At 71.4% G+C, this 26,999-nt stretch carries 25 protein-coding genes and 1 riboswitch; of the genes, 14 read left to right on the forward strand and 11 right to left on the reverse strand.

Going from position 1 to position 26,999, the window contains the following annotated elements:
- Window positions 1-146: 146 nt before the first annotated feature.
- From DMA15_RS26195 to glgX, 3 genes are all read right to left on the reverse strand, one after another.
- Window positions 147-1,520, reverse strand: coding sequence for a carbohydrate-binding protein (locus DMA15_RS26195; protein WP_125515210.1), 1,374 nt, complete (start codon window positions 1,518-1,520; stop codon window positions 147-149).
- A gap of 229 nt (window positions 1,521-1,749) precedes the next feature.
- Window positions 1,750-2,706 carry a LysR family transcriptional regulator gene (locus tag DMA15_RS26200; RefSeq protein ID WP_125515211.1) on the reverse strand — a complete coding sequence of 319 codons (957 nt, stop codon included), beginning with the start codon at window positions 2,704-2,706 and terminating at the stop codon, window positions 1,750-1,752.
- Window positions 2,707-2,777: 71 nt separating this feature from the next.
- Window positions 2,778-5,057 (reverse strand): glycogen debranching protein GlgX, encoded by a 2,280-nt coding sequence (gene glgX, locus DMA15_RS26205; RefSeq protein WP_125515212.1) that lies wholly within the window; start codon window positions 5,055-5,057, stop codon window positions 2,778-2,780.
- Window positions 5,058-5,264: 207 nt separating this feature from the next.
- Here glgX and DMA15_RS26210 point away from each other — a divergent pair, with 207 nt between their 5' ends.
- From DMA15_RS26210 to DMA15_RS26240, 7 genes are all read left to right on the forward strand, one after another.
- A complete protein-coding gene (locus DMA15_RS26210) occupies window positions 5,265-6,422 on the forward strand; it encodes an Ig-like domain-containing protein (RefSeq protein ID WP_240659935.1) in 1,158 nt (385 codons plus the stop codon).
- Window positions 6,423-6,585: 163 nt separating this feature from the next.
- Window positions 6,586-7,824 carry an Ig-like domain-containing protein gene (locus DMA15_RS26215; protein ID WP_125515214.1) on the forward strand — a complete coding sequence of 413 codons (1,239 nt, stop codon included), beginning with the start codon at window positions 6,586-6,588 and terminating at the stop codon, window positions 7,822-7,824.
- Window positions 7,825-7,914: 90 nt separating this feature from the next.
- Window positions 7,915-8,682 carry an enoyl-CoA hydratase-related protein gene (locus tag DMA15_RS26220; protein ID WP_125515215.1) on the forward strand — a complete coding sequence of 256 codons (768 nt, stop codon included), beginning with the start codon at window positions 7,915-7,917 and terminating at the stop codon, window positions 8,680-8,682.
- Window positions 8,683-8,957: 275 nt separating this feature from the next.
- On the forward strand, window positions 8,958-9,461 hold the full coding sequence (locus DMA15_RS26225; protein ID WP_125515216.1) for an ATP-binding protein: 504 nt from the start codon (window positions 8,958-8,960) through the stop codon (window positions 9,459-9,461).
- A gap of 359 nt (window positions 9,462-9,820) precedes the next feature.
- On the forward strand, window positions 9,821-10,702 hold the full coding sequence (locus DMA15_RS26230; protein ID WP_240659936.1) for a polysaccharide deacetylase family protein: 882 nt from the start codon (window positions 9,821-9,823) through the stop codon (window positions 10,700-10,702).
- Entirely contained in the window at window positions 10,702-11,907 is a 1,206-nt protein-coding gene (locus DMA15_RS26235) for a PQQ-binding-like beta-propeller repeat protein (RefSeq protein ID WP_125515217.1), read from the forward strand. The genes DMA15_RS26230 and DMA15_RS26235 overlap by 1 nt, the downstream gene beginning before the upstream one ends.
- A gap of 95 nt (window positions 11,908-12,002) precedes the next feature.
- Complete coding sequence (locus DMA15_RS26240; RefSeq protein ID WP_125515218.1) at window positions 12,003-12,554, forward strand: glycoside hydrolase family 25 protein; 552 nt, start codon at window positions 12,003-12,005, stop codon at window positions 12,552-12,554.
- 7 nt (window positions 12,555-12,561) lie between these two features.
- Here DMA15_RS26240 and DMA15_RS26245 read toward each other — a convergent pair whose 3' ends face one another.
- From DMA15_RS26245 to DMA15_RS26255, 3 genes are read right to left on the reverse strand one after another with little or no spacing between them, the layout of a single operon-like run.
- Entirely contained in the window at window positions 12,562-13,239 is a 678-nt protein-coding gene (locus tag DMA15_RS26245) for an NAD(P)-binding domain-containing protein (protein WP_276314398.1), read from the reverse strand.
- Between the two features lie 57 nt (window positions 13,240-13,296).
- Window positions 13,297-13,734 carry an ABA4-like family protein gene (locus tag DMA15_RS26250; RefSeq protein ID WP_125515220.1) on the reverse strand — a complete coding sequence of 146 codons (438 nt, stop codon included), beginning with the start codon at window positions 13,732-13,734 and terminating at the stop codon, window positions 13,297-13,299.
- On the reverse strand, window positions 13,731-14,681 hold the full coding sequence (locus DMA15_RS26255) for a hypothetical protein (RefSeq protein WP_125515221.1): 951 nt from the start codon (window positions 14,679-14,681) through the stop codon (window positions 13,731-13,733). Before DMA15_RS26255 ends, DMA15_RS26250 begins: the two co-directional genes overlap by 4 nt.
- A gap of 139 nt (window positions 14,682-14,820) precedes the next feature.
- On the opposite strand from DMA15_RS26255, the gene DMA15_RS26260 reads away from it, so the two are divergent.
- Window positions 14,821-15,501 (forward strand): MerR family transcriptional regulator, encoded by a 681-nt coding sequence (locus DMA15_RS26260; protein WP_125515222.1) that lies wholly within the window; start codon window positions 14,821-14,823, stop codon window positions 15,499-15,501.
- Between the two features lie 177 nt (window positions 15,502-15,678).
- On the opposite strand, the gene DMA15_RS26265 is transcribed toward DMA15_RS26260, so the two are convergent.
- Entirely contained in the window at window positions 15,679-15,891 is a 213-nt protein-coding gene (locus DMA15_RS26265) for an EF-hand domain-containing protein (RefSeq protein ID WP_125515223.1), read from the reverse strand.
- A gap of 81 nt (window positions 15,892-15,972) precedes the next feature.
- On the opposite strand from DMA15_RS26265, the gene DMA15_RS26270 reads away from it, so the two are divergent.
- The gene (locus DMA15_RS26270) at window positions 15,973-16,647 is read left to right on the forward strand and encodes a GNAT family N-acetyltransferase (protein ID WP_125515224.1); all 675 of its coding nucleotides are present in this window, start codon (window positions 15,973-15,975) and stop codon (window positions 16,645-16,647) included.
- Window positions 16,644-18,233, forward strand: a complete 1,590-nt coding sequence (locus tag DMA15_RS26275) for an alpha/beta hydrolase (RefSeq protein WP_125515225.1) — start codon at window positions 16,644-16,646, stop codon at window positions 18,231-18,233. The genes DMA15_RS26270 and DMA15_RS26275 overlap by 4 nt, the downstream gene beginning before the upstream one ends.
- Before the next feature lie 49 nt (window positions 18,234-18,282).
- On the opposite strand, the gene DMA15_RS26280 is transcribed toward DMA15_RS26275, so the two are convergent.
- From DMA15_RS26280 to gcvT, 4 genes are all read right to left on the reverse strand, one after another.
- Window positions 18,283-19,668 (reverse strand): L-serine ammonia-lyase, encoded by a 1,386-nt coding sequence (locus DMA15_RS26280; RefSeq protein ID WP_125515226.1) that lies wholly within the window; start codon window positions 19,666-19,668, stop codon window positions 18,283-18,285.
- Between the two features lie 159 nt (window positions 19,669-19,827).
- Window positions 19,828-21,087, reverse strand: a complete 1,260-nt coding sequence (glyA, locus tag DMA15_RS26285) for a serine hydroxymethyltransferase (RefSeq protein WP_125515227.1) — start codon at window positions 21,085-21,087, stop codon at window positions 19,828-19,830.
- A gap of 11 nt (window positions 21,088-21,098) precedes the next feature.
- Entirely contained in the window at window positions 21,099-21,476 is a 378-nt protein-coding gene (gene gcvH, locus DMA15_RS26290) for a glycine cleavage system protein GcvH (RefSeq protein ID WP_125515228.1), read from the reverse strand.
- A 99-nt stretch (window positions 21,477-21,575) separates the two neighbouring features.
- Window positions 21,576-22,748 (reverse strand): glycine cleavage system aminomethyltransferase GcvT, encoded by a 1,173-nt coding sequence (gcvT, locus tag DMA15_RS26295; protein ID WP_125515229.1) that lies wholly within the window; start codon window positions 22,746-22,748, stop codon window positions 21,576-21,578.
- A gap of 151 nt (window positions 22,749-22,899) precedes the next feature.
- Window positions 22,900-23,003, reverse strand: a riboswitch (glycine riboswitch).
- 131 nt (window positions 23,004-23,134) lie between these two features.
- On the opposite strand from gcvT, the gene DMA15_RS26300 reads away from it, so the two are divergent.
- The 4 genes from DMA15_RS26300 to DMA15_RS26315 all read left to right on the forward strand — a co-directional run bounded on the left by DMA15_RS26300 (window position 23,135) and on the right by DMA15_RS26315 (window position 26,977).
- A complete protein-coding gene (locus DMA15_RS26300; protein ID WP_206302963.1) occupies window positions 23,135-23,830 on the forward strand; it encodes an AAA family ATPase in 696 nt (231 codons plus the stop codon).
- Between the two features lie 106 nt (window positions 23,831-23,936).
- A complete protein-coding gene (locus DMA15_RS26305) occupies window positions 23,937-24,716 on the forward strand; it encodes an enhanced serine sensitivity protein SseB (protein ID WP_125515230.1) in 780 nt (259 codons plus the stop codon).
- Window positions 24,717-24,870: 154 nt separating this feature from the next.
- Window positions 24,871-25,644 (forward strand): enhanced serine sensitivity protein SseB C-terminal domain-containing protein, encoded by a 774-nt coding sequence (locus DMA15_RS26310; RefSeq protein ID WP_125515231.1) that lies wholly within the window; start codon window positions 24,871-24,873, stop codon window positions 25,642-25,644.
- Window positions 25,645-25,972: 328 nt separating this feature from the next.
- Window positions 25,973-26,977 carry an ABC transporter permease gene (locus DMA15_RS26315; RefSeq protein ID WP_125515232.1) on the forward strand — a complete coding sequence of 335 codons (1,005 nt, stop codon included), beginning with the start codon at window positions 25,973-25,975 and terminating at the stop codon, window positions 26,975-26,977.
- Window positions 26,978-26,999 lie beyond the last annotated feature (22 nt).

Consider the following 26,999-nt stretch of genomic DNA (forward strand, 5'->3'; position numbering starts at 1 on the left):
CGGTACTCCGCTGGTCGTAGGCCTCACGCGTACGCGCCCCCGGCGACGGACCGCTGAGCACCCGTGAGAGGGAGGTGCTCGCGCTCGTCACCAGGGGCGCGCAGAACCGCGCGGCAGCCGCGGAACCGTCAGGGCCGGCCGGCGTTCTAGACGGCTTCCCACAGCGCGGGCGTACCGGGCGGCTCCCAGCCGGTCTGCGCCTGATGCGGCTGGAGGCACCGGTAGGTCGAGCCGCCGTACGTGACCGAGTCACCCGCGGCGTACACCTTGCCCGCGGCCCAGGTGCCGCCCGGCTCGGGGTCGCCGGGCCCGGGGTCACCGCCGCCCGTGGTCCTGAGCGTCAGACCGAACTGCTGGAGCAGCGGATTGATCGGCTGGTGGAACGTCGTACCGCCGCTGCGGCAGTTGCCCGAACCGCCCGACGTGACGCCCTGCGCCTGGCTCCCGGAGATGTAGGAGCCGCCCGAGTCGCCGGGCTCCGCGCAGACCGTCGTCCTGGTCACGCCGCTGATGGTGCCCTCGGGGTAGGTGACGCTGGTGTTGTGCTGCGAGATGGTGCCGCAGTGCCACCCCGTCGTGGAGCCAGACCGGCAGATCGACGCACCCACCGGGGACTGTGTGGAGCCCCCGACGCCGACCCGCTGGCCGCCCGGGCCCTTCACGTACGGGGTGGCGGTCCACTGCGTGTTCGTGGCGACCCAGGCCATGTCCCTGCCGGGGAAGATGGACGCCTGGAACGTGCCCTGGGCCACCCGGTTGTAGCCGGTGGTCGCCGTGCCCGCGCGCCCGCAGTGCCCCGCCGTGGCGAAGCCCTGCTGCGCGCCCTTGGTGACGGAGAAGCCGATGGAGCAGCGGCCGCCTCCCATGTAGTACGCCTCACCGCCCACGAGGTCGTACAGCGGGCGGGGCCTCTCCTGGGTCCTCTCCACGCGTACGAGGGCGGAGTCGACGCCCGCCGCGGAGACGAGGGACTTCGCGGCGGCGGCCTTCACCGCGTGCACGACGACCGCGTTGGAGCGTACGTCGACGTACCAGACGGGCGCGTCCCGCGTCGCCTGCTTCTTCGCGGCGCGGTCCAGCCTGCCCTTGGCGGCGTCGAGTTCGGATATCGAATGCGGCACGACCCGCGCCTGTGCGCCGCGTGCCTCGATGAGCGGGACGTCGGCGGCGTCGGTGGTGGCCACGGTGAGCTTCTGGGAGGTGGCGCCGTGCACCCAGGCACCGGCGAAGTCACGGCCGAGCGCGTTGCGCAGCGCTCCCGCGTCGGCGCCGGCCTCGGCCTCGTTGACCAAACGAGCCTTGGCCTGCGCCGACGTGAGGCCGAGGTCGCGCTGCATCGCCTTCAAGACTCCGGGAGAGGTCTTGCCGACGGCGGCGCTCTCGGCGGGGGAGCGGACCGGGGAGGCGGCGGGATCGGCCTGCGCGAAGGCACTGCCGGGCAGCGCGGCGAGCACCAGCGCGCCGGCCGCGATGAGCGCGGCGCGGGTCGCGGCGGCGCGTCTGTGGGGAAGGGGGAGCATGCGGGGGTCTCCTCGGGGGGCGAGGGGTGAGCGGGGATCGATCGCCCACAACGTAGAACCCTCAACTGGCCGCGGGCAGCTGTCAGTCACCCCCGGTACCCGGTGTTATGGAACCGCCCCTCACCGCGCCCCTACGGGAAGGCCCCTCCCCGGGGCCGCCCCTACGGGAAGACACCTGCCCGGGGCAACGGGTGGGTGGGTGGGAAAGCATCCGCCGCGCAGCGGCGGCTCAGGACCCAGGCGCAGGGGACGGCGCCGCCAGCCACGCCGTGTAGCTCTCGCTGCGGGCCGCCGCCTCGGCGTGCGCCGCCCGCGCCTGGGCGAAGACCGCCGCCGCGCTGTCGTGGGCCGGAGCCGCCGGATGCCAGCCGAGCACATGGCGCCAGTACAGCGGCGTCCCTGCGAGGGGCCGCGTCACCACGCCCGGCGTCGGCGGGAAAGTGGCCCGGCACAGGCCCACCGCCCGCCCCACCTGCACCAGATGAACGCAGGACGCGACATCCGTCTCGTACACCCCCGAGGGCGTGAACCCCGCACGCGCGCACGCCGCCGTGAAGCAGTCCCCGAAACACCCGTCCCCCGGCACATCCGTCCACGCCTCACCGGCGAGCAGCGCCAGCTCGATCTCCTGGCGGCCGGCCAGCGGATGGCCCGTCGGCAGCATGACGAAGACGGGGTCGCGGCCCACCTCCCGCCACACCAGCAGCTCGCTCTGCGGCGGCGCGCTCGCCCCGCACGTCCCCACCAGCGCGAAGTCCAGCCGCCCGGCCGCCGTACGGGCCGCGATCTCCCGCTCCGACCAGGAGGTGTGGGTCGACACCGGCGCCCCCGGATGCGCGGCGGCGAGCCGGTCCACCAGCGCGCCGAGCAGCGGCCCGTGCGTCCCGCCGAGCCGGAACCCCGCGCCGCCCTCCCAGGCCCGCGCGAACCGCTGCGCCTCCTCGCGCAGCCCGCTCACCGCGGGCAGCACGACCCGGGCCCGCGCCAGCACGAACTCGCCGAGCGCGGTGGCCCGCACCCCGTGCCGCCCCCGCTCGAAAAGCTCCCCGCCGAGCGCGCGCTCGATCCGCTTCAACTGCGCGCTCAGGGCGGGCTGGGCGAGCCCGAGCGCGGTGGCCGCCTTGGTGAGGCTGCCCGCGTCGGCGATCGCACGGATCGTCTTCAGGTGCCGCAACTCCAGGTCCATGGCCCGAGCTTGGACCCGCCCCGCGGGCGCGGCAATACTCCGGTCTGGACCAACCCCCCGGAACGGCGAATTCAGCCGCTGACCCGCAACAGCACCACCGACCGCGCCCCCACCACCACCGCACCCCCGGCCCGATGCACGGTGCCCGGCGCCGCCCCCTGCTCCTCCAGCGCCGTGTCCACCACGACCTCGTACGACGAGGCCCACGGCGGCCCCGGCAGCACGAACCGCGACGCACGCTCGCCCGCGTGCAGGACCGCGAGGAAACTGTCGTCGACCACCGGCGCCCCCCGGGCGTCACGCCCCGGTATGTCCCGCCCGGACAGATACATGCCGAGCGTCGCGGCGGGCGCGTACCAGTCGGCCTCCGTCATCTCCGTGCCGCGCGCCGTGAACCACGCCAGATCCCGCAGCCCGTCCGCCGAGTGCGCCCGCCCCGAGAAGAACGCCCGCCGCCGCAGCACCGGATGCCGGTGCCTCAGCTCGATCAGCCGGGCGGTGAGCGCGAACAGCTCCCGCCACCCCGGCTCCTCCCGCAGCCCCCAGTCGACCCAGCTGATCTCGTTGTCCTGGCAGTAGGCGTTGTTCGAGCCGCCCTGCGTACGCCCCATCTCGTCACCCGCGACGAACATCGGCACACCGGTCGAGAGCAGCAGCGTCGTCATGAGGTTGCGCAGCTGGCGGCGGCGCAGCGCCGCGATGTCCGCGTCGTCGCTCTCGCCCTCGGCCCCGCAGTTCCAGGAGCGGTTGTCGTCCGAGCCGTCCCGGTTCCCCTCGCCGTTGGCCTCGTTGTGCTTCCTCTCGTACGACACCAGGTCCCGCAGCGTGAAGCCGTCGTGCGCGGTCACGAAGTTCACCGACGCGTACGGCCTGCGCCCGCCCCACGCGTACAGGTCGCTCGACCCCGAGAGCCGGTACCCCAGATCCCGTACGTCCGGCAGCGCGCCCCGCCAGAAATCCCGTACCGCCCCTCGGTAGCGGTCGTTCCACTCCGTCCACAGCGGCGGGAACGCCCCCACCTGGTAGCCGCCCGAACCCACGTCCCACGGCTCGGCGATCAGCTTCACGCGGCGCAGGACCGGGTCCTGCGCGATCACCGCGAGGAACGGCGAGAGCATGTCGACATCGTGGAAGGAGCGCGCGAGCGCCGCCGCCAGATCGAAGCGGAAGCCGTCCACGCCCATCTCCGTCACCCAGTACCGCAGCGAGTCCGTGATGAGGCGCAGCACGTGCGGCTGGACGACCTGGAGCGTGTTCCCGCAGCCCGTGTAGTCCGCGTACCGCCGTGCGTCGTTCGGCTGGAGCCGGTAGTAGCCGCGGTTGTCGATGCCCTTCAGCGACAGCATCGGGCCCAGCTCACCGGCCTCCGCCGTGTGGTTGTAGACGACGTCGAGGATCACCTCGATCCCCGCCTCGTGCAGCGCGCGCACCATCCGCTTGAACTCGCCGACCTGCTGCCCCGTCGTCCCCGACGCCGCGTACGCCGCGTGCGGCGCGAAGTAGCCGATCGAGTTGTACCCCCAGTAGTTGCGCAGGCCACGCCGGAGCAGATGGTCCTCGTGCGCGAACTGATGCACCGGAAGCAGCTCGACCGCCGTCACCCCGAGGCGTACGAGATGCTCAAGCGCCGCCGGATGCGCCAGCCCCGCGTACGTGCCCCGCAGCTCCTGCGGGATCCCCGGATGCAGCTTGGTGAAGCCCCGCACATGCAGCTCGTAGATGACCGAGTCCGCCCACGGCGTCTTGGGCCGCCGGTCGTCGGCCCACTCGTCGTCCGGCGCGTCGTCGTGCACGACCACGCCCTTGGGGACGTACGGCGCCGAGTCCCGGTCGTCGCGCACGGTGTCCGCCACATGCTGCTGGGGCCAGTCGCGCACATGCCCGTACACCTCCGCGGGCAGCGTGAAATCACCGTCGACCGCACGCGCGTACGGATCCAGGAGCAGCTTCGCCGGGTTCCAGCGGGCGCCCGTCCACGGATCCCAGCGGCCGTGGACCCGGTACCCGTACCGCTGGCCCGGCCGCACGCCCGGCACGAAACCGTGCCAGATCTCGTGCGTCAGCTCGGTCAGCGGACAGCGCGTCTCACCGCCCTCCGAGTCGAAGAGGCACAGCTCCACCGACTCCGCCCCGCCCGCCCACAGCGCGAAGTTGGTCCCCGCCACCCCGTCGGGCCCCACCCGGAAGCGCGCCCCGAGCGGCGTCGGCGCCCCCGGCCACACCGGCCGCGTCGGCACCGCGCGCCCCGCGGGCCGCCTGCTCCCGTTCACCGCGGGGGCGGGCCGCTCGGGCGCGGCGCGCCCCTTCGCCCGTGCCTCCCGCACTGCCCCTTGCTCGGATGCGCTCGACACCTGTCAGCCTCCCGCGGCTCTGTCGGCCGACGCGCGAAGAAGGGCGTGCGGCGTCCCGGCCGCGGCTCCCCCTACGTCGTCCTCCCCACTGTTCTGCCCAGCGCACGCGTCGCACTCACGTTTCCCCGAGCCGGGACGGTCGTTGGGTCCCACGTGAGACAGGTTGCGAGGCGCGCACGGCGCGCAGGGGCCGCGCTGGCCGCGGTAGTGACATGGGTCGGCCTGCTGGCCGGGGCGGCGGGCTGTTCCGGCGAGGGCCTGGACGGAGTCCTCGGGAAACCGCGCTCGCCCGCGGACGCGATCCGGGTGACACCCGACGACCAGAGCAAAGGGGTCAAGCCCGACGAACGGCTGGAGGTGAAGGTCCCCGGCGGCCGTCTGGAGTCGGTCGAGGTCGTCCGGACGCAGGACGCGCAGCAGTTCGATGTGCCGGGCCGCATCGGCGAGGACGGCATGACCTGGCGCCCCCTGGACAAGGGCCCGCTCGCCGTCGCCGCCACCTACAAGGTCGACGCCGTCGCCCTGGACGGCCACGGCCGCCGCACCGCCCGGCACACCACGTTCCGCACGGAGGTCCCCGACAAGCGCTTCGTCGCCTACGTGGCGCCCGAGAACCGCTCCACGGTCGGCACCGGAATGATCGTCTCCCTGGAGTTCAACCAGGAGGTCGAGAACCGCGCCGCCGTCCAGCGCGCCATCGAGGTCACCGCCCGCCCGGCCGTCGAAATCCGCCCGCACTGGTACGGCAAGAACCGCGTGGACTTCCGCCCCGAGAAGTACTGGAAGCCCGGCACGAGGGTCACCGTCGGCCTGCGCCTGCGCGACGTCGAGGCCGCCCCTGGGGTCTACGGCCTCCAGGACAAGACCTTCGCGTTCACCGTCGGCCGCAGCCAGGTCTCCCTGGTCGACGCCGCCGAGCACACCATGGAGGTGCGCCGCGACGGCGAGCTGATCTCCACCGTGCCGATCACCGCGGGCGCCCCCAAGACCCCCACGTACAACGGGAAGATGGTGGTAACGGAGATGCTGGAGGTGACCCGCATGAACAGCCGCACCGTCGGCTTCGGCGGCGAGTACGACATCCCCGACGTGCCGCACGCCATCCGCCTGACGACCTCCGGCACCTTCCTGCACGGCAACTACTGGGCCCCGGACGCCCCCGGCAACACCAATGTCAGCCACGGCTGCGTGGGCCTGCGCGACGTGAAGGGCGGCAGTTCCAAGACACCCGGGGGCTGGTTCTTCGACCGGACCCTCATCGGTGACGTCGTCGAAGTGATCAACAGCGATGACAAGAAGGTCGCTCCCGACAACGGCCTCGGCGGCTGGAACATGGAGTGGAAGGAGTGGCTGAAGAACGGCTGATCATGATCCACCCGCACCCCTCGGTCAGTTGGAACGGAACGGTGACATTGGCGGGGAGTCATCGCCCGGAGCCGTGTGGTTATCTATCGCTTGCGCGTGTCTGAAACGCGCAGGTGCACTGGGGTGCGGGCCTGGATCCAGGCCGTGCGAGGGGAGACACATCTTGAACGGGCGACCGATATCGGGGGCGTCGGTTGGCGCGCGTACGCGCGTGCGGCGAAGGGGCGCCAGGGGGCTGACGGCGGTGCTGTCGGGAGCGGCGATGCTCGCGGTGGCGGCCTGCGGCGGCGGAGGCTCGGACGCGGGCGACGGGGGCAAGGACAAGGCGGACAAGAACGCGCCATCGGCGGCGGTCGTGACGATAGCCCCCAAGGACGGCGCGAAATCGGTGGCCACCAGCGGGGCCCTGAAGATAGCCGCCGACAAGGGCAAGCTCTCCCAGGTCAAGGTCGAGGACAGCAAGGGCAACCCGGTCCCCGGCAAGATCACCTCGGGTGGCGCGGCCTGGACGCCCGCGCACCACCTCGCGGCGGCCACGACGTACAAGGTCCACGCGGTGGCGAAGGACTCCGAGGGCCGCGCGTCGGCCAAGGACACCTCCTTCACCACCCTCACCCCGCAGAACACCTTCATCGGCCAGTTCACACCGGAGGACGGCTCGAAGGTCGGCGTCGGAATGCCGTTCTCGGTGCGGTTCACGCGCGGCATCACCGACCCGAAGGCCGTCGAGAAGGCCATCGAGATCAAGACCGAGCCGTCCGTGCCGGTCGAGGGCCACTGGTTCGGCAACGACCGCATCGACTTCCGCCCGGAGAAGTACTGGAAGCCCGGCACGAAGGTCACCGTCAAGCTCAACCTCGACGGCGTCGAGGGCCGCCCGGGCGTCTACGGCAAGCAGTCCAAGACCCTGGACTTCACCATCGGCCGCAGCCAGGTCTCCACCGTCGACGCCAAGACGCACCAGATGAAGGTCGTCCGCGACGGCAAGCAGATCAAGAAGATCCCGATCACCGCGGGCGCGCCCGGCACGACCACGTACAACGGCCAGATGGTCATCAGCGAGAAGCTCCAGGTCACCCGGATGAACGGCGAGACCGTCGGCTTCGGCGGCGAGTACGACATCAAGGACGTCCCGCACGCGATGCGCCTGTCGACCTCCGGCACGTTCATCCACGGCAACTACTGGGCGGGCGGCGTCTTCGGCAACTCCAACGCCAGCCACGGCTGCATCGGCCTGAGCGACGTGCGCGGCGGCTACAGCAAGAAGACGCCCGCCGGCTGGTTCTTCAACAACTCGCTGATCGGCGACGTCGTCGTGGTGAAGAACTCCGCGGACAAGAACATCCAGCCCGACAACGGCTACAACGGCTGGAACATGTCGTGGGAGAAGTGGAAGGCGTAACGCCACCGCGTACGGAGTGAGTGAGGGGCCCGGCACATGTGACCAAGTGCACCGGGTCCCTCCGCGTTAACCCCCGCTAACGTGCGTCCCATGACTGCACACCTCGAAGTCGCCGAAGGCGTCGGCACGATCCGACTCGACCGTCCCCCCATGAACGCCCTGGACATCGCCACCCAGGACCGCCTCAAGGAACTCGCCGCCGAGGCCACGCGCCGCGACGACGTGCGCGCCGTGGTGATCCACGGCGGCGAGAAGGTGTTCGCGGCGGGCGCGGACATCAAGGAGATGCAGGCCATGGACCACGCGGCCATGATCGCGCGGTCCGGGGCCCTCCAGGAGTCCTTCACCGCGGTGGCCCGCATCCCCAAGCCGGTCGTCGCCGCCGTCAACGGTTACGCGCTCGGCGGCGGCTGCGAACTCGCGCTCTGCGCGGACTTCCGCATCGCCGCCGACAACGTCAAGCTCGGCCAGCCGGAGATCCTGCTCGGCCTCATCCCCGGCGCGGGCGGCACCCAGCGCCTGGCCCGCCTCGTCGGCCCGTCCAAGGCCAAGGACCTCATCTTCACCGGCCGCCAGGTGAAGGCCGAGGAGGCGCTCGCCATCGGCCTGGTGGACCGGGTCGTACCCGCCGCCGAGGTGTACGAGCAGGCGCACGCCTGGGCCGCGCGGCTCGCGCAGGGCCCGGCCATCGCGCTGCGCGCCGCCAAGGAGTCCATCGACGCGGGCCTGGAGACGGACATCGACACGGGCCTGGCCATCGAACGCACGTGGTTCGCGGGGCTGTTCGCCACGGAGGACCGGCAGCGGGGCATGCGGAGCTTCGTCGAGGAGGGCCCGGGCAAGGCGAAGTTCGTATGAACTCCCTTGCCCACCCGCCGAGTTGACTTGCGGTCAGCCTGACGGTTCCCCCGAAGGAGCGGTTTATCGGTGGCTTAAGACAACCTTAAACCTGTCCGGCCCGAGGCCGTGGGTGATCACCCGTAAGCGGGAAGTCATCGCAGGTGAGGGCCGCTTCTCCGGTTCATTTCTGCCAGCGGCATATGCCTACCGTGCCCCCCGGAATGGTTGGTTCCGGGGGGCTTATTCCTCCGGAACGGCCCCGCAGGGCCCGCTGGGCGGCCATGATGGGGGGCATGGCGGGGCTGGAGGGTTATGAACGGCCGCGGCGGCACGGGAGTGCGACCGCGGCGCGCTGGTCGCCGGCGGTAGAGGACGAACACGCGCTCAAGGCACTGGAGTTGTTCGGCAATCCGACGGACGCGGAGGTGCCGCTGCCCTCGCGCCCGGAGTCGGCCGCCATCGCGCGCCGCCTCGCCCAGGTCGTCGTCCTGCGCCACTGGCACCTCTCCCCGAAGCTCACCGAGGACGTCGTCCTGCTCGTCTCCGAACTCGTCGGGAACGCCGTACGGCACACCGGTGCCCGCGTCTTCGGTCTGCGCATGGAGAAGCGGCGGGGCTGGATCCGCGTGGAGGTCCGTGATCCGTCGCGGGGGCTGCCCTGTCTGATGCCCATCCATGAGATGGACCTGAGCGGACGTGGCCTCTTCCTCGTCGACAAGCTCTCCGACCGCTGGGGCGTGGATCTGCTGCCGCGCGGCAAGACGACGTGGTTCGAGATGCGGGTGGCGGACCGCTGACGCGCGAAAGCCCCCTGCGGCCGCGAGCGGGCTGGGGGCTTCCGGGAGGCGGCGCGGAAGTTTGGGGTGTATCCACGACCGCCGAGACGACCTGAGCCCGGGTCAATGGGGGTCGTGTCCCCGACTATGGCAGACGGGGGCTGAAGATCCAAAAGTCTCACCTGGCTATTTGCGGGCAAATCCGGACAGCTCAAGGGTGAATCCTTGGTGAGATGGGCCACTTGCCTGGTAAAGGCTGGTTAAAGCGCGGCCGTGGCGGGCGATAAGCAAGGTCATCTGAGTGTGGCGCTGTCGCCCGGGTGGGTTCGTAAAACGGGTCAATAACCCAAAATCATGCGATACGCCCCTTAAATGGTCGCGTGACTGAGCATGCGAGGGACGCGGGCGCCCCCGGCGGTGGGCGGCGGGGGGTGCTGCGGGCCGGGGCGGCGGTGACCGCCACGGGCATCGGAGCCGCGCTCGGCTGCGGGCTTCTCGCGGGGTGCGGCAGTACGGGCTCCCCGAGCGCCACGGGATCCGCACGCGCCGCCACCGACCCCACACGCCCCTCTGACCCCGCGCGCAACGGCCCTCCCACCTCCAGAGCGCCCTCGCCAGGATCCGCGGCCCGGCCAGGCCCCGCGCCCCGCCGCTTCCCCGGTCTCCCCGAACAGATCACGCACGGCCCCCGCGACCGGCCCCAGGTCGCCCTCACCTTCCACGGCCACGGCGACCCCGCCACCGCGAAGGCGCTGCTCACCGAGGCGGAGAAGGCGGGCGCCAAGGTCACCGTGCTCGCCGTCGGCGGCTGGCTCGACGAACACCCCGCACTCGCCCGCCGCGTCCTCGACGGCGGCCACGACCTCGGCAACCACACCCTGCGCCACCTCGACATCAACGACATGTCCGAGGCCGACGCCTACGCCGAGATCACCGGCTGCGCGGACCGCCTGCGGCGCCTCACCGGCTCCATCGGCACATGGTTCCGCCCCTCGCGCGCCAGGACGGCGACCCCGCTCGTCGCGCGCCTCGCCCACCGCGCGGGCTACCCGCACGTCCTCTCGTACGACGTCGACTCCCTCGACTTCACCTCGCCGGGCGCCCCGGCCGTCACCCGCACGATCGCCACCGAGGTCCGCGCGGGGTCCGTGGTGAGCCTGCACTTCGGGTACGCGGACACGGTCGCCGCGCTCCCCGCCGTCCTGCAAGAACTGGAACGCCGCGGCCTGCGCGCGGTGACGACCACGGAGTTGCTGACCTGATGCCCCACACCCGTCCGACGTCCCCCAGGGGACTCAGCCTGACCAAGCGCACCGCCGCCGCCCTCGCCGCCGCGGCCGTGCTCGCCGCTCTCGCCGGCTGCGGCAGTGACAAGCGCTCCGACGAAGCCCTCGGCACCGAGGGCGTGCGCAAGCCCGCGAAGCCCGGAATCGCCCCCGGCCTGCCCGGTATGCCGCCGGTCCTCGACCCCAAGGACGCCTACGCCGCCGACCGGCCGAACGCCCTCGCGCCCGTCGCCAAGAAGTTCCTGCCGCGCGTCTACGTCCCCAACACCGAGTCCGACACCGTCTCCGTCATCGACCCCAAGACGTTCAAGGTCATCGAGACCATCAAGGTCGGCGACCAGCCGCAGCACGTCGTCCCCTCCTGGGACATGAAGACGCTCTGGGTCAACAACGACCTCGGCGACAGCCTCACCGCCATCGACCCGGTGACCGGCGAGACGGGCCGCACCGTCGACGTCTCGGACCCGTACAACCTCTACTTCACGCCGAACGGCAGACACGCCGTCGTCATGGCCTCCATGGACCGCGAACTCGTCTTCCGCGACCCGAGGACCATGAACCGCGTCAAGACCGTCCCCGTCACCTGCGCGGGCGTCAACCACGCCGACTTCTCCATGGACGGGCGCTACTTCATCGTCTCCTGCGAGTTCTCCGGCGAACTCCTCAAGGTCGACACCGAGAAGATGAAGGTCGTCGGCCAGCAGAAGATCCCCTTCAAGGGCGCCATGCCGCAGGACGTGAAGATGTCCCCGGACGGCAAGACGTTCTACATCGCCGACATGATGGCGCACGGCATGTGGGTCCTCGACGGCGAGAAGTTCACGACGCCGAAGCTCCTGCGCACCGGCAAGGGCTGCCACGGCCTGTACGTCAGCCGCGACTCCAAGGAGATGTACATCTCCAACCGCGGCGAGGGCAGCGTCTCCGTCTTCGACTTCCCGAAGAACAGGCTCACCAAGAAGTGGAAGCTCCCGCAGGGCGGCAGCCCCGACATGGGCGGCGTCTCGGCGGACGGCAACACGCTCTGGCTCTCGGGCCGTTACGACTCCGAGGTGTACGCCATCGACACCCGCACCGGGGTCCAGCTGGCCCGCATCCCGGTCGGCAGCGGCCCGCACGGACTCGCCGTCTACCCGCAGCCCGGCCGCTATTCACTCGGGCACACGGGCATCTTCCGTTGACAGATTGACGGTTGACGGTTGATGCATGCTGACACCGGGCACAAAAAGGGCAGTTCGCAAACCCCTCCCCCGTATCAGTGCCCTCGGAGGCCGCCATGCTGCGTGGCATCGACGTCAGCTCCCATCAGTCCACGTTCTCCACCGACGGCGTCTCCTTCGTGATCATAAAAGCGACGGAGGGCCGCTCGTACGTCAACCCGAAACTGGCCGCCCAGACCAAGCAGGCCCGCGACGGCGGCTGCGTCGTCGGCTTCTACCACTTCCTGTGGCCGGGGAACATCACGGCCCAGGCCGAGTACTTCGTCGGCAAGGCCCCCGAGGAGCAGGGGGACCTGCTGGCGGTGGACTGGGAGTGGACGGGGGACCACACGGCCGCCACCAACGCGGAGAAGGACCGCTTCATCCGCGAGGTGAAGCGGCTCCGCCCCGGACACCGGGTGATTCTCTACTGCAACCGCGATTTCTGGCTGAACCGGGACGACACGTCCTACGCGGGCGACGGACTGTGGATCGCCGACTACGTCACGGCGGGCAAGCCGCGCATCCAGGCGCAGTGGAAGATCCACCAGTACACGTCGTCCCCGCTGGACAAGAACGTCGCCCGCTTCGAGAGCGAGGACGCGATGCGGGAGTGGGCCTCCCCCTAGGGAGAGGTCACGCGCGCCAGTCGGCCGTGCGCTCCGGGGTGGCCGCTTCGAGGGCCTTGCGGATCTCCTCGACACCACCGCGGTTGCCGTACACGGGAGTTCCGGGCTGCTGGCGCCACGACTCGTCCTGGCCGCCGTTGTCGACGGAGTCGAAGCCGAGGTCGTCGATGAGGTCGCGTACGACCTTCTTGGCGGCCTCGTCGTCGCCGGACACCGGCAGGGCGACGCGGTCCGGGGCGCCCTTGGGGCGCGGCTTGTCGAGGATGTCGTCGGAGTACGTGCCGTTGAACGCCTTGATGACGGGGTGGCCGATCTGCCGCTCCGTCCAGCGGCTCTCGGGCAGGCCCTCCTCGATCTCGGCGATCCTGCCGTCGCGCTGCTGGGGGTAGTAGTTGCCGGTGTCGATGACGGCGACGTTCTCCGCCGCCCCGTCGAGGAAGCCCTTGGGCAGGTCGGGCACGGCCTTGAGCGGGATCGTCACGACGACGACCTGCGCGCCGCGCGCGGCTTCCTCGACGGGGACGGGCGTCGCGCCGGTCTCCTCGGCGAGGGCGGTCAGGGTGTGCGGGCCGCGGGAGTTCGCCACGGCGACGTCGTGGCCGAGTGCGGTGAGGCGGCGGGTGAGGTTGCCGCCGATGTTGCCCGCGCCGATGATGCCGATCTTCATGACTGCCCTTTCGCTGATCCGAACTGTCGTAACGGAGGTAACCTCCGGAACCGCCCGGGTATTCCGGCGGGGGCCTCAGGCACCGGAAGTCGCGCGCCGCTGGATGAGTGTCGTGCGCAGGGCGAGGAAGAGCAGCAGGGCGAACGGCGACAGCAGGATGGTGAGGACGAGCAGGGGTCCCGTCACCAGCGGGTGCACGCCGAGCCGGCGCGCCTGGAGGTATATCCACTGGCCGAGCAGCAGGTCCCAGGCGATGACCTGTGCCCAGATCGCGCCTGCGCCGTTGGCGCGCGCCGTCAGTTCGCGGAAGCCGTCGATGTCGGGGCTGCTGACCGCGGCCCACATCTCGGGCAGGACCGGTATCGCCATCGCGAGGTAGACGGCGAGGACCGGCAGGACGGTCAGGGGTGAGGCGGCCAGGCGTGCGGTCGGGGCCCAGTTCGGCGCGAAAATCATGAGGAGCCAGACGGGGGCGGCCAGGTAGAAGGCGAGGTCGAAGAGGGTGCCGGTCATGCCGCGACCTCGAGTTCCTTGCTGGAGTGGGTGGTCGGGCCGGTCGGGGTCCGCAGGGCCGCGTAGGTTCCCGCGGCCGCACCGCCCGCGATCAGGGCGGCCGCCGTCAGGGTCGCGCCGTCCGGGTGGATCAGCGGCTGCCCGCGCAGTGCCTGCCAGGTGACCAGGGCGAAGAGCGCCGCGTACGTGCCCGAGCCCACCAGGACGAGTCGCAGGCGTACGCGCTCGTCGGCGAGGCGGGCCACACGCGGCGCGAGAGCCAGCAGCGCCATGAGCAGCAGCGGGAGCAGCTGGAGCGCGTGCATGCCGACGAAGTGCGGTATGCGCAGGTCACCACCGGTCGTCGACCAACCGGTCAGCGGCATCGACGGCCCGCCGTCCGGGACGCCGACACTGTGCGCGCCGACCACAGGGGACTCGCCGCGCCGCTGTCCGGCCGCGGGCTGGGTCATCAGGAAGCCGACGGCGGCTCCGGCGAGCGCGATCGTGATGCCGCAGCGCATCGCCCAGGCGGAGGCGCGGTCGGTGATCCGGACGCGCAGGAGGAGGACCGCGATGGCGACGGTGGCGAACCAGAGGATGACGACGGTGACGGCCATCGCGTTGAACAGGGTCTCGTCGAACGGGGTCTGGTGGTTGAAGTGGCTGCGCTTCCCGCGCACCACCTGCCCGGTGATGATCAGCATCTCGACGGCGCTGGTCGCCGCGACGACGGTCCCCGCCCACCATCCCGTACGCCGGCCGCGGTCGAGCAGCGACAGCATCCAGGCGAGCGAGAGTCCGTAGGCGATGAACGAGAGCGAGAACTTCAGCGGCTTCGCCCAGATCGGCGCGCCCACGAGGACCCGGTCATCGACCACGAGCCCCACCGCGGAGACGACGGCCACGACGGCCATCGACGCGGAGAACAGCACCAGGGGGCGGTGCCACGAACGCCATGAAGACATGGGTATCCCCTCGATTCGGATGGGCTGGGAATAGATAGTGGCGCTATCTGCTATCTGATAGCGCCACTATCTATGATGGGGAGAGGGGTTGGCAAGGGGATCCGGCCGGGGGATCGATGAAGAGGAGCGGGAACAGGTCGTGCGTATAGGCGAGTTGAGCCGCAGGACCGGCGTGCCGGTGCCGACGATCAAGTACTACGTCCGTGAGGGGCTGCTGCCGCCGGGCGAACTGTCCAGCCCCAATCAGGCGCACTACGACGAGGTGCACGAGCGCAGGCTGCGGCTGATCCGCGTGCTCCTGGAGGTGGGCGGCCTGAAGGTGGCCGCGATCGCGGAGGTGCTGGGCGCCATCGACGATCCGGGCCGCCCGCTGCACAAGGTCCTCGGCGCGGCGGCGGACCGGCTGGGCGGGCAGGGCGTCGCCGACGACGACGCCGAGACGGCCACGGCGCGGGCCACCGTCGAACAGCTGATCGCCCGGCGCGGCTGGCGCACGCATGAGTCGAACCCCGCCGCGGAGGACCTGTCACGCGCGCTTGCCGCCATGGGCCGGGTGGGGCACGGGGCGAGTACGGAACTGCTCGACGGCTACGCCGACGCCGCCGAGATCGTCGCCCGCGCCGACCTCGGCTACGTGAGCCGACGGGTCGCGGTCGAGGACCTGGTCGAGAGCGTGGTGGTCGGCACGGTGCTCGGCGAAGTGGTGTTCAACGCGATCCGCCGACTCGCCCATGTGGACGCTTCGGCGCGGCTGTACGGGGCGGGGGACGAGTGGGAGGGGAGCGGGGCGGACGGGCCCGGCGAGGGGAGCGGGGGCTGAGGGGGCGGTCAGGGCCCCTGCTCGCCCTGGGAGAGGGTGGCCCCCAGCGGGCGTCGGCCCGCCTCTTCTGCGCACCCTCTGGAGCCGTCGGCCGGTGGAGCGTCCTTGCGCACCGCCGCTGACGCATACGACGGAGGGGCCCGGCGCACCATGTGCGCCGGGCCCCTCCCGCTCCGCCTACTTCTTCAGGCTCGCCCAGAACTCGTCGAACGACAGGCACTTGTCCGCGTCGCTGTCCTTCGCGCCGATGACGGCCTCGGCCACCGTCTCGGTCATGTAGAAGTCGCCCATCTTGGCCATGGCGCTCTTCCACTCGGCCGCCGTGATGAAGCCGTCGCCGTCCGCGTCGAACTGGTCGAACGTCCTGCGCGCTTCCTCGATGTCCGCCACCGGATCCACCCCTTCTTGGTGCACTACTGACGGGGGTTAGGGTAGCGGCCGTCCCCGGCGCGGATCACAAGGAGTACGCCCATGGCCAGTGCCTCAGCCTCCCTCGGGGCGCTCCTCGACGCCGCCGCGCGCGGTGTGTTCCCGCCGCCGGACGGTGCCACCACGGTCGTGCCGCAGGCCGCCCACCGCGACGCGGGCGTGATCGCCTTCACGGCGCACTCCGTCGTCTTCACCGACGAGGATCCCCGGTGGGTGCGGTCCACACTCGCCTCGCTCGACTGCGATCCGCTGGCGGCCACCATGAGCGCCCGCTTCCACAGCGCCTTCCTGGACCGCACGGGCCGTACGACGGACACGGTCGACCTGCTCACCGCCGCCACCGCCCGCCCCGGCGCCCCCGACCCCCGCCTGGAACTGCGCGAACTCCACGACCCCGACCACCCGCGCGTCGCCCGCGCCCGCAAGCGCCGCGACGACGTGCGGGTGTGGTCGGCGGCGGGCGGCGGCGTGCTGGTGCTCGGCCGGGGCGTCGCGGGCCGCTGGGAGACGTCGATCGAGGTCGAGGAGGGCGTACGTCACCGGGGACTCGGCCGCGCCCTGGCGAGCGCGGCCCGGCATCTCATACCGGAAGGGGCCGTGGTGTGGGCACAGCAGTCACCGGGCAACGCGCGCAGCGTGCGGGCGTTCCAGGCGGCGGGGTACCGCCCGGTGGGCTCGGAGGCCCTGTTCTTCGCGGGGTCCGGGAGCCCCCGTTGACCCGCGCGAACCCCTTCCGCCGCCACCCCCTGGCCCCGGCCCTCGCCGCTCTCGCCGCCCTCACGCTGGTCGGCTGTACCGCGGGGCATGGGACGGAAAGTGACGAGGACAAGGCGGCCGGTGTCCGCGCCGACCCCGCGGCGCGGCCCGAGCTGAAGCGCTTCTACTCGCAGAAGCTGACGTGGCGCCCGTGCGGCGACCTGCGCTGCGCTCGTCTCACCGTGCCCCGCGACTACGCCCACCCCGAGAACGGCGAGACCTTCGTGCTGCCGGTGGCGAAGGCGGCCACGGCCGAACCGGCCGAGCGCATCGGCTCGCTCGTCTACAACCCCGGCGGCCCGGGCGTCTCCGGCGTGAGCGATCTCGCCTCGGACAGCGGCGAGGTGTTCTCCGCCGAGGTGCGCGCCCGCTTCGACATCGTCTCCTTCGACCCGCGGGGCGTCGGCGGCAGCCGCCCCGCCGTGAAGTGCGCGGAGCCGGACGACGGGGGCGGGCAGGGCGACGCCCCGGACCCCGTCACCCCGAAGACCCGTGACGAGCGCGACCGGGCCCTCGCCGCGGCGCACGCCGAGGCCGCGGGCTGCGTGAAGGGCAGCGGCGCCCTCCTGCGCCAGGTCGGCACCGAGGACGCGGCCCGCGACATGGACGTCCTGCGGGCGGCCCTCGACGACCGGAAGCTGACCTACCTCGGCTGGTCGTACGGCACCAGCCTCGGCACCTCGTACGCCGAACAGTTCCCGCGCCGCGTCCGGGCGCTGGTACTCGACGGTGCCGTCGACCCGTCCCTGGACTGGTCGGAGCGGGCCATCAGCCAGGGCAAGGGCTTCCGCAGGGCCGTCGAGGAGTACGCCGAGGCATGCGCGGAGATCGTGGGGGAGGGCTGCCCCGGTGCGACTCCGGAGGAGATATCGGGTCTGATCGAGGAGTTGTACGAGGAGGCGGGGCGCGAGCCGCTGCCGGTCACCGACGAGACGGCGTACGAGGTCGACGCCCGGACCCTGCTCGATGTCGTGACCGCCGCGATGTACACCCCGGAGGACGACTGGGAACCCCTCTCCGAGGCGCTGACCGAGGCCGCCGACGGCGACGCCACGGGCCTCGCCGGGCTGGCGGAGGGCGACGAGTCCTCGCAGGCCACGGCCCGCCCGGGCGCGCGCGGCGCCGACAGCACCGACAACGAGGACGAGGCCCTCCTCGCCGTCAGCTGCCTCGACATCCCGCACCCGCGCGGCGCCCGCCCCTACTGGGACGCTCTCGCCGCCGCCGGAAAGACCGCGGGCCTCTACGGCACGTCGAGCGTCGTCGACGAACTGGTCTGCAAGGACTGGCCCGCCGGGGCCGAGCGACCGCACCGCGTCCGCGCCGAGGGCGTCCCGCCGGTCCTGGTCGTGGGCACCACCGGCGACCCGGCGACGCCGTACGAGGAGGCCGAGAGCCTTGCCGCCCAGTTCCCCGGCGGCATGCTGCTGACCTACGAGGGCGTGGGCCACACCGCGTACGGCCGCGGCGACGCCTGCGTCACGGACGCGGTGGACGACTACCTCATCGACCTCAAGCGGATCCGCCCCGACGACGCCACGTGCTGAGGGCGGGGCGCGAGCGCGAGCCGGTCGCGCCCCAGCCCCAGCCCCGGCCTCAGCACTCGATGATGTTCACCGCGAGCCCGCCCCGCGCGGTCTCCTTGTACTTGACGCTCATGTCCGCGCCCGTCTCCTTCATGGTCTTGATCACCTTGTCGAGGGAGACCTTGTGGGAGCCGTCGCCCCGCATCGCCATCTTCGCCGCGGTCACGGCCTTCACGGCCGCCATGCCGTTGCGCTCGATGCACGGGATCTGGACGAGACCGCCGACCGGGTCGCAGGTCAGGCCGAGGTTGTGCTCCATGCCGATCTCGGCGGCATTCTCCACCTTCTCGGGGGAGCCGCCGAGGACCTCGGCGAGCGCGCCTGCCGCCATCGAGCAGGCCGAGCCGACCTCGCCCTGGCAGCCGACCTCGGCGCCGGAGATGGAGGCGTTCTCCTTGAAGAGCATGCCGATCGCGCCCGCGGCCAGCAGGAAGCGGACCACGCCCTCCTCGTCGGCCCCCGGGATGAAGTTCATGTAGTAGTGCAGGACGGCCGGGATGATGCCCGCGGCGCCGTTCGTCGGGGCGGTCACCACGCGGCCGCCCGCGGCGTTCTCCTCGTTCACGGCCATGGCGTAGAGCGTGATCCACTCCATCGCGCGGGCCTGCGGGTCGCCCTCGGCGCGCAGCTGGCGGGCCGAGTTGGCGGCGCGGCGGCGGACCTTGAGGCCGCCCGGCAGGATGCCCTCGCGGGACATGCCGCGGGAGACGCACGCCTGCATGACGCGCCAGATGTCGAGGAGGCCCTCGCGGATCTCCTCCTCCGTGCGCCAGGCCTTCTCGTTCTCCAGCATCATCGCGGAGATGGAGAGGCCGGTCTCCTTGGCGAGCCGGAGCAGCTCGTCGCCGGTGCGGAAGGGGTACTTCAACACCGTGTCGTCCGGCACGATCGGGTTCTCGCCCGCCGCTCCCTCCTGGTCCAGCACGGTCTCGTCGACGACGAAGCCGCCGCCCACGGAGTAGTACGTCTTCTCCAGGACGAGGGCGCCCTCACGGTCGTACGCGAAGATCGTCATGCCGTTGGCGTGGTAGGGCAGGGCCTTGCGGCGGTGCAGGACCAGGTCCTCGTCGAAGTCGAAGGCGATCTCGTGCGCACCGAGCAGGCTCAGGCGGCCGCTGCTCCTGATCTCCTCGACACGGGCGTCGGCGCTCTCCACGTCCACCGTGCGCGGTGACTCGCCCTCCAGGCCGAGCAGGACGGCCTTCGGGGTGCCGTGGCCGTGGCCGGTCGCGCCGAGCGAGCCGAACAGCTCGGCGCGTATCGCGGTGGTGTGGGCCATGAGGCCCTCGTTCTTGAGGCGGCTCGCGAACATGCGAGCGGCGCGCATCGGGCCGACCGTGTGGGAGCTGGACGGGCCGATGCCGATCGAGAACAGGTCGAAGACCGAGATGGCCACGGAAAACTCCAATGGTGGTTGGTAGACGCCGTCGTCTGCCGGGATGGTGCAGAAAGCAGGGCGTGAGCCGGGCATGAGCCGGGGCACCGCACTCACTGTGTTCACTTCCAGTGTGCGCGGTGCCCCGAAGTTTCGTACGAGGGAAAGCGTACGAAAATGCTACAGGTTGGGGTACAGCGGGTGCTTGTCCGCCAGGGCCGTGACCCGTGCCTTGAGGGCGTCCGCGTCGAAGCCGGGCTTGAGGGCCTCGGCGATGATGTCGGCGACCTCGCGGAAGTCGTCCTCCTGGAAGCCGCGCGTGGCGAGCGCCGGGGTGCCGATCCGCAGGCCCGAGGTGACCATCGGGGGGCGCGGGTCGTTCGGGATCGCGTTGCGGTTGACCGTGATGCCGACCTCGTGGAGGCGGTCCTCGGCCTGCTGCCCGTCCAGCTCGCTGTTGCGCAGGTCCACCAGGACCAGGTGCACGTCGGTGCCGCCCGACAGGACGTCGACGCCGACGGCCTTGGCGTCGTCCTGAACCAGGCGCTCGGCCAGGATGCGGGCGCCGTCCAGGGTGCGCTGCTGGCGCTCCTTGAACTCCTCCGAAGCCGCGACCTTGAACGAGACCGCCTTGGCGGCGATCACGTGCTCGAGGGGGCCGCCCTGGAAACCGGGGAAGACCGCGGAGTTCAGCTTCTTCGCGAAGTCCTTGTTGCGGGCCAGGATGATGCCGCCGCGCGGGCCGCCCAGCGTCTTGTGCGTGGTGGAGGTCACCACGTCCGCGTACGGCACCGGGTTCGGGTGCAGACCGGCGGCGACGAGCCCGGCGAAGTGCGCCATGTCGACCCACAGGTGCGCGCCGACCTCGTCGGCGATCCGGCGGAACTCGGCGAAGTCCAGCTGGCGCGGGTAGGCCGACCAGCCCGCGATGATCACCTTCGGGCTGTTCTCCTTGGCCAGGCGCTCGACCTCGGCCATGTCGACCAGACCAGCCTCGTCCACGTGGTACGGGACCACGTTGAACTGCTTGCCGGAGAAGTTCAGGCGCATGCCGTGGGTGAGGTGGCCGCCGTGCGCCAGGTCCAGGCCGAGGATCGTGTCGCCGGGCTTGGCGATGGCGAAGAGGGCGGCCTGGTTGGCGGAGGCGCCGGAGTGCGGCTGGACGTTGGCGTACTCGGCGCCGAACAGGTCCTTGACCCGGTCGATCGCGATCTGCTCGGTCACGTCCACGTGCTCACAGCCGCCGTAGTAGCGGCGGCCGGGGTAGCCCTCGGCGTACTTGTTGGTGAGGACGGTGCCCTGGGCCTCCATGACGGCCACCGGAGCGAAGTTCTCCGAGGCGATCATTTCCAGGGTCGACTGCTGGCGGTGGAGCTCGGCGTCGACGGCGGCGGCGACGTCCGGGTCCAGCTCGTGGAGAGGGGTGTTCAGAAGCGACATCGGGGAGATCCTTAGCTGCCGGAGAACTCGGTGTACTCGTCCGCGGAGAGCAGGTCGCCCGGCTCCTCCGTGATCCGGACCTTGAAGAGCCAACCGCCCTCGAACGGCGCGGAGTTCACCAGCGACGGGTCTTCCACGACGTCCTGGTTGGCCTCGACGACCTCGCCGGACACCGGCGAGTACAGGTCGCTGACCGACTTGGTCGACTCCAGCTCACCGCAGGTCTCGCCCGCGGTCACCGTCTCGCCGACCTCCGGAAGCTGCACGAAGACGACGTCACCGAGCGCGTTGGCCGCGTGCTCCGTGATGCCGACCGTCGAGACGCCGCCCTCGGCGTCCGACAGCCACTCGTGCTCCTTGCTGTAACGCAGCTGCTGGGGGTTGCTCATGACCTGAATTCTCCTGTACGCGGGTGGGTGCTGCGGAACGGGGAAGATGTGCGGGGGGTCACGTCCGGTGCCCGGGGAGTCCCCCTGACACCGGGGGCCTCACTTCTGGCGCTTGTAGAACGGGAGCGCCACGACCTCGTACGGCTCGTGGGTACCACGGATGTCCACACCCACGCCGGGCGTGCCCGGGGCGGCGTGCTCCGCGTCGACGTACGCCATCGCGATCGGCTTGCCCAGCGTCGGGGAGGGGGCGCCGGAGGTGACCTCGCCGATGACCTCGCCGTCCGCGACCACGGAGAAGCCCGCGCGCGGGACGCGGCGGCCGGAGGCGATCAGGCCGACGAGCTTGCGTGGCGGGGCGGACTCGGCGCGCTCGGCGGCGGCCGCGAGCGCGGCACGGCCCACGAAATCCTCCGACCGCGACGTCTTCTCGAACTTCACGACCCGCCCGAGCCCCGCGTCGAACGGCGTAAGGCCGGCGGTCAGCTCGTGCCCGTACAGCGGCATGCCCGCCTCCAGGCGCAGCGTGTCACGGCAGGAGAGGCCCGCCGGGACCATGCCGACGGGCGTGCCCGCCTCCATCAGCGCGCCCCACAGCTTCTCCGCGTCACCGGGGGCGACGAACAGCTCGAAGCCGTCCTCACCGGTGTAGCCCGTGCGGGCGATCAGCGCGGGGACGCCCGCGACGGTGCCGGGCAGGCCCGCGTAGTACTTCAGGTTGTCCAGATCGGCGTCGGTCAGGGACTTCAGGATGCCGGGGGACTCGGGGCCCTGGACGGCGAGCAGCGCGTACGCGTCGCGGTCGTCGCGGACCTCGACGTCGAAGCCTTCCCCAAGCTCTCGGCTTCGCTCGAGCAGGGGAGACCCCATCGCGCGGGCGGTCAGCGCGTCGAGCACGACCTGCGCGTTGGAGGCGTTGGCGACGACCATGTACTCGGGGGCCTCGGCCTCGCCGAGGCGGTAGACGATCAGGTCGTCCAGGATGCCGCCGTCCTCGGCGACGATCATCGTGTAGCGGGCGCGGCCGACCCCGATGGAGCCGATGTTGCCGACCAGCGCGAAGTTCAGGAAGTCCGCGGCCGCCGGGCCGGTGACGGTGATCTCGCCCATGTGGGAGAGGTCGAAGAGACCGGCCTTGGTGCGCACGGCGTTGTGCTCGTCGCGCTCGCTGCCGTACCGCAGCGGCATGTCCCAGCCCGCGAAGTCGGTCATGGTCGCGCCGAGCGCTCGATGCACGGCATCGAGGGCGGTCAGACGGGGGGCAGTGCTCATGAAGGGAACTCCCAGGGCGTGACGGGCGAGGTCGATCCTCCCCATCTGTCATCGGAACCTGAGAGGTTCGCCGTGACCGGCTCGACCTGCGAGAGTCACGGCTTGCACCTTGGGTGGAGCCGACGGGTGCCGGCTCGCTTTTCAGATGTGCCTCGCCCGCGCGGTACGGGGCCTGAGAGATTCAAGGGAGGGACTTGCTCCTTCGGCGCCCCGGAGCCATACGTGCTGGTCCGGGAACTCTCCCGCGCGGATTCAAACGGCCGGTATGGAGTTGGCGCGCACATCATTGCACGCGAGGTGGACGAGGGGGACTCATGGTCGAGTAATCCCCTTGTGCCGCATTACCTTCTCTTTACACTTGCCGGGGAAAGCAGTACGTGACCGCTATGGGGAGGCCGATCACGGTGCGCAGCAGGACGAGTGTCTACGCCACGACCACGGGGGTGGCGCTGCCCGGGCAGGCCGCCGCCCCGCTCCGGGAGGACTGCGGCCGGCTCCCCGTGGCCGTCGTCCGGGACCTGCGGCACCGCGCCGGGCGCAGCCCCCACCGCCTCCACTTCCACGAGGGCGACCTCGTCGTCGTCTCCGGGCTGCCCGGTGGCGGGAAGTCGACGCTGATGCGGCAGGCCGTCACGGGCCCCCGCATCGACTCCCAGGACACCCGCGACCGCTGGGCCAACCGCATGCCGCGGCTGCTGCCGTACGCGCTCTACCGCCCCCTGGTGCGCCTCGCGCACTACGCGGGCCTGCGCCGCGTCCTGCGCTCCGGCGCCGGTGTCGTCGTGCACGACTGCGGCACCCAGCCCTGGGTGCGCCGCTGGCTCGCCCGCGAGGCCGCCCGGCGCGGCAGGACGCTGCACCTGCTCCTGCTCGACGTCCCCGCCGACACCGCCCTCGCGGGCCAGCGCGAGCGCGGCCGCGGCGTCTCGCGGTACGCGTTCGCGCGCCACCGCAGAACGGTCGGGCGGCTGGTGAGTGCCGCCGAGCGCGGCCACCTGCCGCGCGGCTGCGGCTCGGCGGTGCTCCTGGACCGCGCGGCGGCGCAGGTGCTGCGGGGCATCGCCTTCGACCGCCGGGGGTAGCGCCTTCCGGCGCCCGGGGGAGCGGGGGAGCGCCTTCGACTGCCGAGGACGGCCGACGTTAGGGTGCAGCGGCAGACAGAGCGGGAGCGATCAGGGGTTGGGACAGATGGACTTTCCGGCGCAGGCACACGCCCATCCGTACGGCGGATGGCCGGGCAACGAACTGGAGGAGGTCCTCGCGGCCTCCCTCGGCGCCCCCGCGTCGGCGGGCGCCCGGATCGTGGAGGTCCTCGGCCGCAGCCGGATATGGATCCCGCTGCCGAACGGCGGGGGCCCCGACAGCGGCACCCTCGACCTGCCCACCCTGGAGATCGACGGACAGGCGTACGTCCCCGTCTTCACCTCCGAGCAGCAGTTGCGCCAGGCCCTCGGCGAGGCGGCCGACCTGATGGGCCGCACGGCGGCGCCCGCGGTGGAGTTCGCGCGCGGCCTGCCCCCGCAGCTCGGCATCGCCCTGAACCCGGACGGCACCGTCGGCGTCCCCCTGCCGCCGCCCGCCGTCGCCGAGCTGTGCCGGGCCGGGCGGACCCCGCTGGACGGCCCCTCCACCGGCGGCCGCGTGCGCCTGTTCGAGCCGGACTGGCAGGAGGACCCCGTGGACTTCCTCGCCGCGGCGGGCAGGGAGTTCGAGGCGACCGGTGTCGTGCTCACCGCGCGGCGCTGCCTGGCCGCCATCGAGACCGACGACCCGACCCTCTTCGTCGGCGTCGAGCTGGCCGCCTGGGAAGGCGCCGCCCGCGACCTGCCCATGGAGGCCCTCGGCCGCGCCCTCGGACAAGTGCCGGTGGTGTGGCCGGTGAACCTCGTCCTGCTCGACGTGGCGCAGGACCCGGTCGGCGACTGGCTGCGCGCGAAGGTGCGGCCCTTCTACCAGCGCCCGGTCTGAGACCGGTACGGATCCCCGCGCGACCTGAGGTGTCGTACGTCAAGTCCGTGCCAGGATCGCCGCTTAAGCTGGTTCCATGAACCGGGCGGGGCACATCCGTGCCGGGCGACGGGGTTCCCGGGGACCCGGGTGCGAAGCGAAGGAGCGGTTACGGGTGAGTGCGTCGGGCACGGCCGCGGCCGGACAGGTGGAGCAGACGCTGCGCCAGGTGACGCCGGGGCGTTACGACGCGTACGAGGCACTGCTGCGCGCGCTCGCCGCCGACCAGGTGTGGATGCTGCTCTGGCACGGCCAGGCCGGCTCCCCCGACGCCCAGTACGGGAACATGGAGGTCGAGGGCCTCGGCTACGCCCCCTGCGTGACCTCCGCCCAGGAGCTGTCCGCCAGTGGCTGGAACCGCAGCTATGAAGTGGTGCGCGGCGTCGACGTCGCCCGCACCCTCTACCCCGACCACTACGGCCTCTGGCTCAACCCGCACGCCCCCGGCGGCGGCGTCGGCATCCCCTGGCTCGATCTGCGCCGCATCGCCACCGGTCTCGACCTGCTGCCCGCCGGACCCCTCAGGCTCACCGAGCCGAGCATCGAGATCCCCCAGTTCTACGCCCTGTTGACGCAGAACGCGCACCGCACGCCCGTGGTGCGCTCCCTGCGCCGCGCCTGGGTGCAGCCCGTCCTCGGGGCGCCCTACCTGGCCATCGGCCTCGATGTGTACGACACCTCGCCGCCGTCGGTCGACGCGGTGCGGGTGATGATGCAGCAGTCCATCGCGGCCGTCCCGGAGGGGCTGCCCGTCTCGACCGTCGCGATGTCCGACGACTACGACCCGGTCGCCATGTGGCTGCGGGCCAACGCCCGCCCGTTCTACGACCGCGACGCCCAGGCGGCCCCCGCCCCGGCGGGCGGCTACGGCTACCCCGCGCAGTACTGAGCGGCTTGCGGCGGCACCGGACGGTACTGAGCAGCGCGAACGGACACGATGTCCGTTCTGATGCGGGTGGGGCCCAATGGGCCCCCGTGAAGCCTTGCACCCCAACTGCCCCGTGTTCGACCCTCGTTCACGCGTGTCCGCATAACGGAACACCTCGATCAGCATCACGGTTGCGCATCCATTCCCCGTCAAGTCTGGTAACAGATCGCGACGTGGATGAAGACTCCCGCTCCAGGGGCCTTCGCCCCCTGTGTACGACGGACTGATCACGTCGCTACAGCGGCAAGTGCGGGCCGGTCACCACCGGTTGAGAGGGGTCCCTGCCACGATGACGGCACCATTGCATGACACACCTGCGGACGCGGACCCGACCGAGGACGTCGCCCCCGCAGCTGATGCAGGGGTGAAGAAGGTCGAGGGCCGGTCCCTCAAGCAGATCGCCTGGAACCGGCTGAAGCAGGACAAGGTCGCCCTCGGCGGCGCCTTCGTCGTGCTCTTCCTCGTTCTGGTCGCCGTCTTCGCGCCCCTGATCGTGAGTCTGCTGGGCCACCCGCCCAACGACTTCCACCAGGAGGAGCTGGACGAGCTGACCAACCTCCCCAAGGGCGCGCTCGGTGGTGTCAGCAGCGACTTCCTCTTCGGCGTCGAGCCCAACAAGGGCCGCGACATCTTCAGCCGGATCGTCTACGGAGCACGCATCTCGCTGCTCGTGGCGTTCCTGGCCGCCATGGTCGCCGTCGCCCTCGGCACGCTCTTCGGCATCATCGCGGGCTACTTCGGCGGCTGGGTCGACGCGCTGATCAGCCGCGTGATGGACGTACTGCTCTCGTTCCCGCAGCTGCTCTTCATCATCTCCCTGGTCTCGGTCCTGCCGGACGACCTGCTCGGCCTCACCGGCAGCGGCGTACGCGTCGGCATCCTCGTCCTGGTGATCGGCTTCTTCGGCTGGCCCTACGTCGGCCGGATCGTCCGCGGCCAGACGCTCTCGCTGCGTGAGCGCGAGTACGTCGAGGCGGCCCGCAGCCTCGGCGGCGGCCGGCGCCACATCCTCTTCCGCGAGCTGCTGCCCAACCTGGTCGCCCCCATCACCGTCTACGCGACGCTGATGATCCCGACCAACATCCTCACGGAGGCGGCCCTGAGCTTCCTCGGCGCCGGTGTGAAGCCGCCGACGGCCTCGTGGGGAGGCATGCTGCGCGACGCGCTCGAGACGTACGAGCACGACCCGATGTTCATGGTCTTCCCGGGCGTGACGATCTTCATCACCGTGCTGGCCTTCAACCTCTTCGGCGACGGGCTGCGTGACGCGCTCGACCCGAAGGGGACGCGCTAGAAGTCCCCAACCGGCTTGCCCC

Origin of the sequence: Streptomyces sp. WAC 01529 (assembly GCF_003945545.1) — a bacterium.
In the GTDB taxonomy this organism is placed as follows: Bacteria; Actinomycetota; Actinomycetes; order Streptomycetales; family Streptomycetaceae; genus Streptomyces; species Streptomyces anatolicus.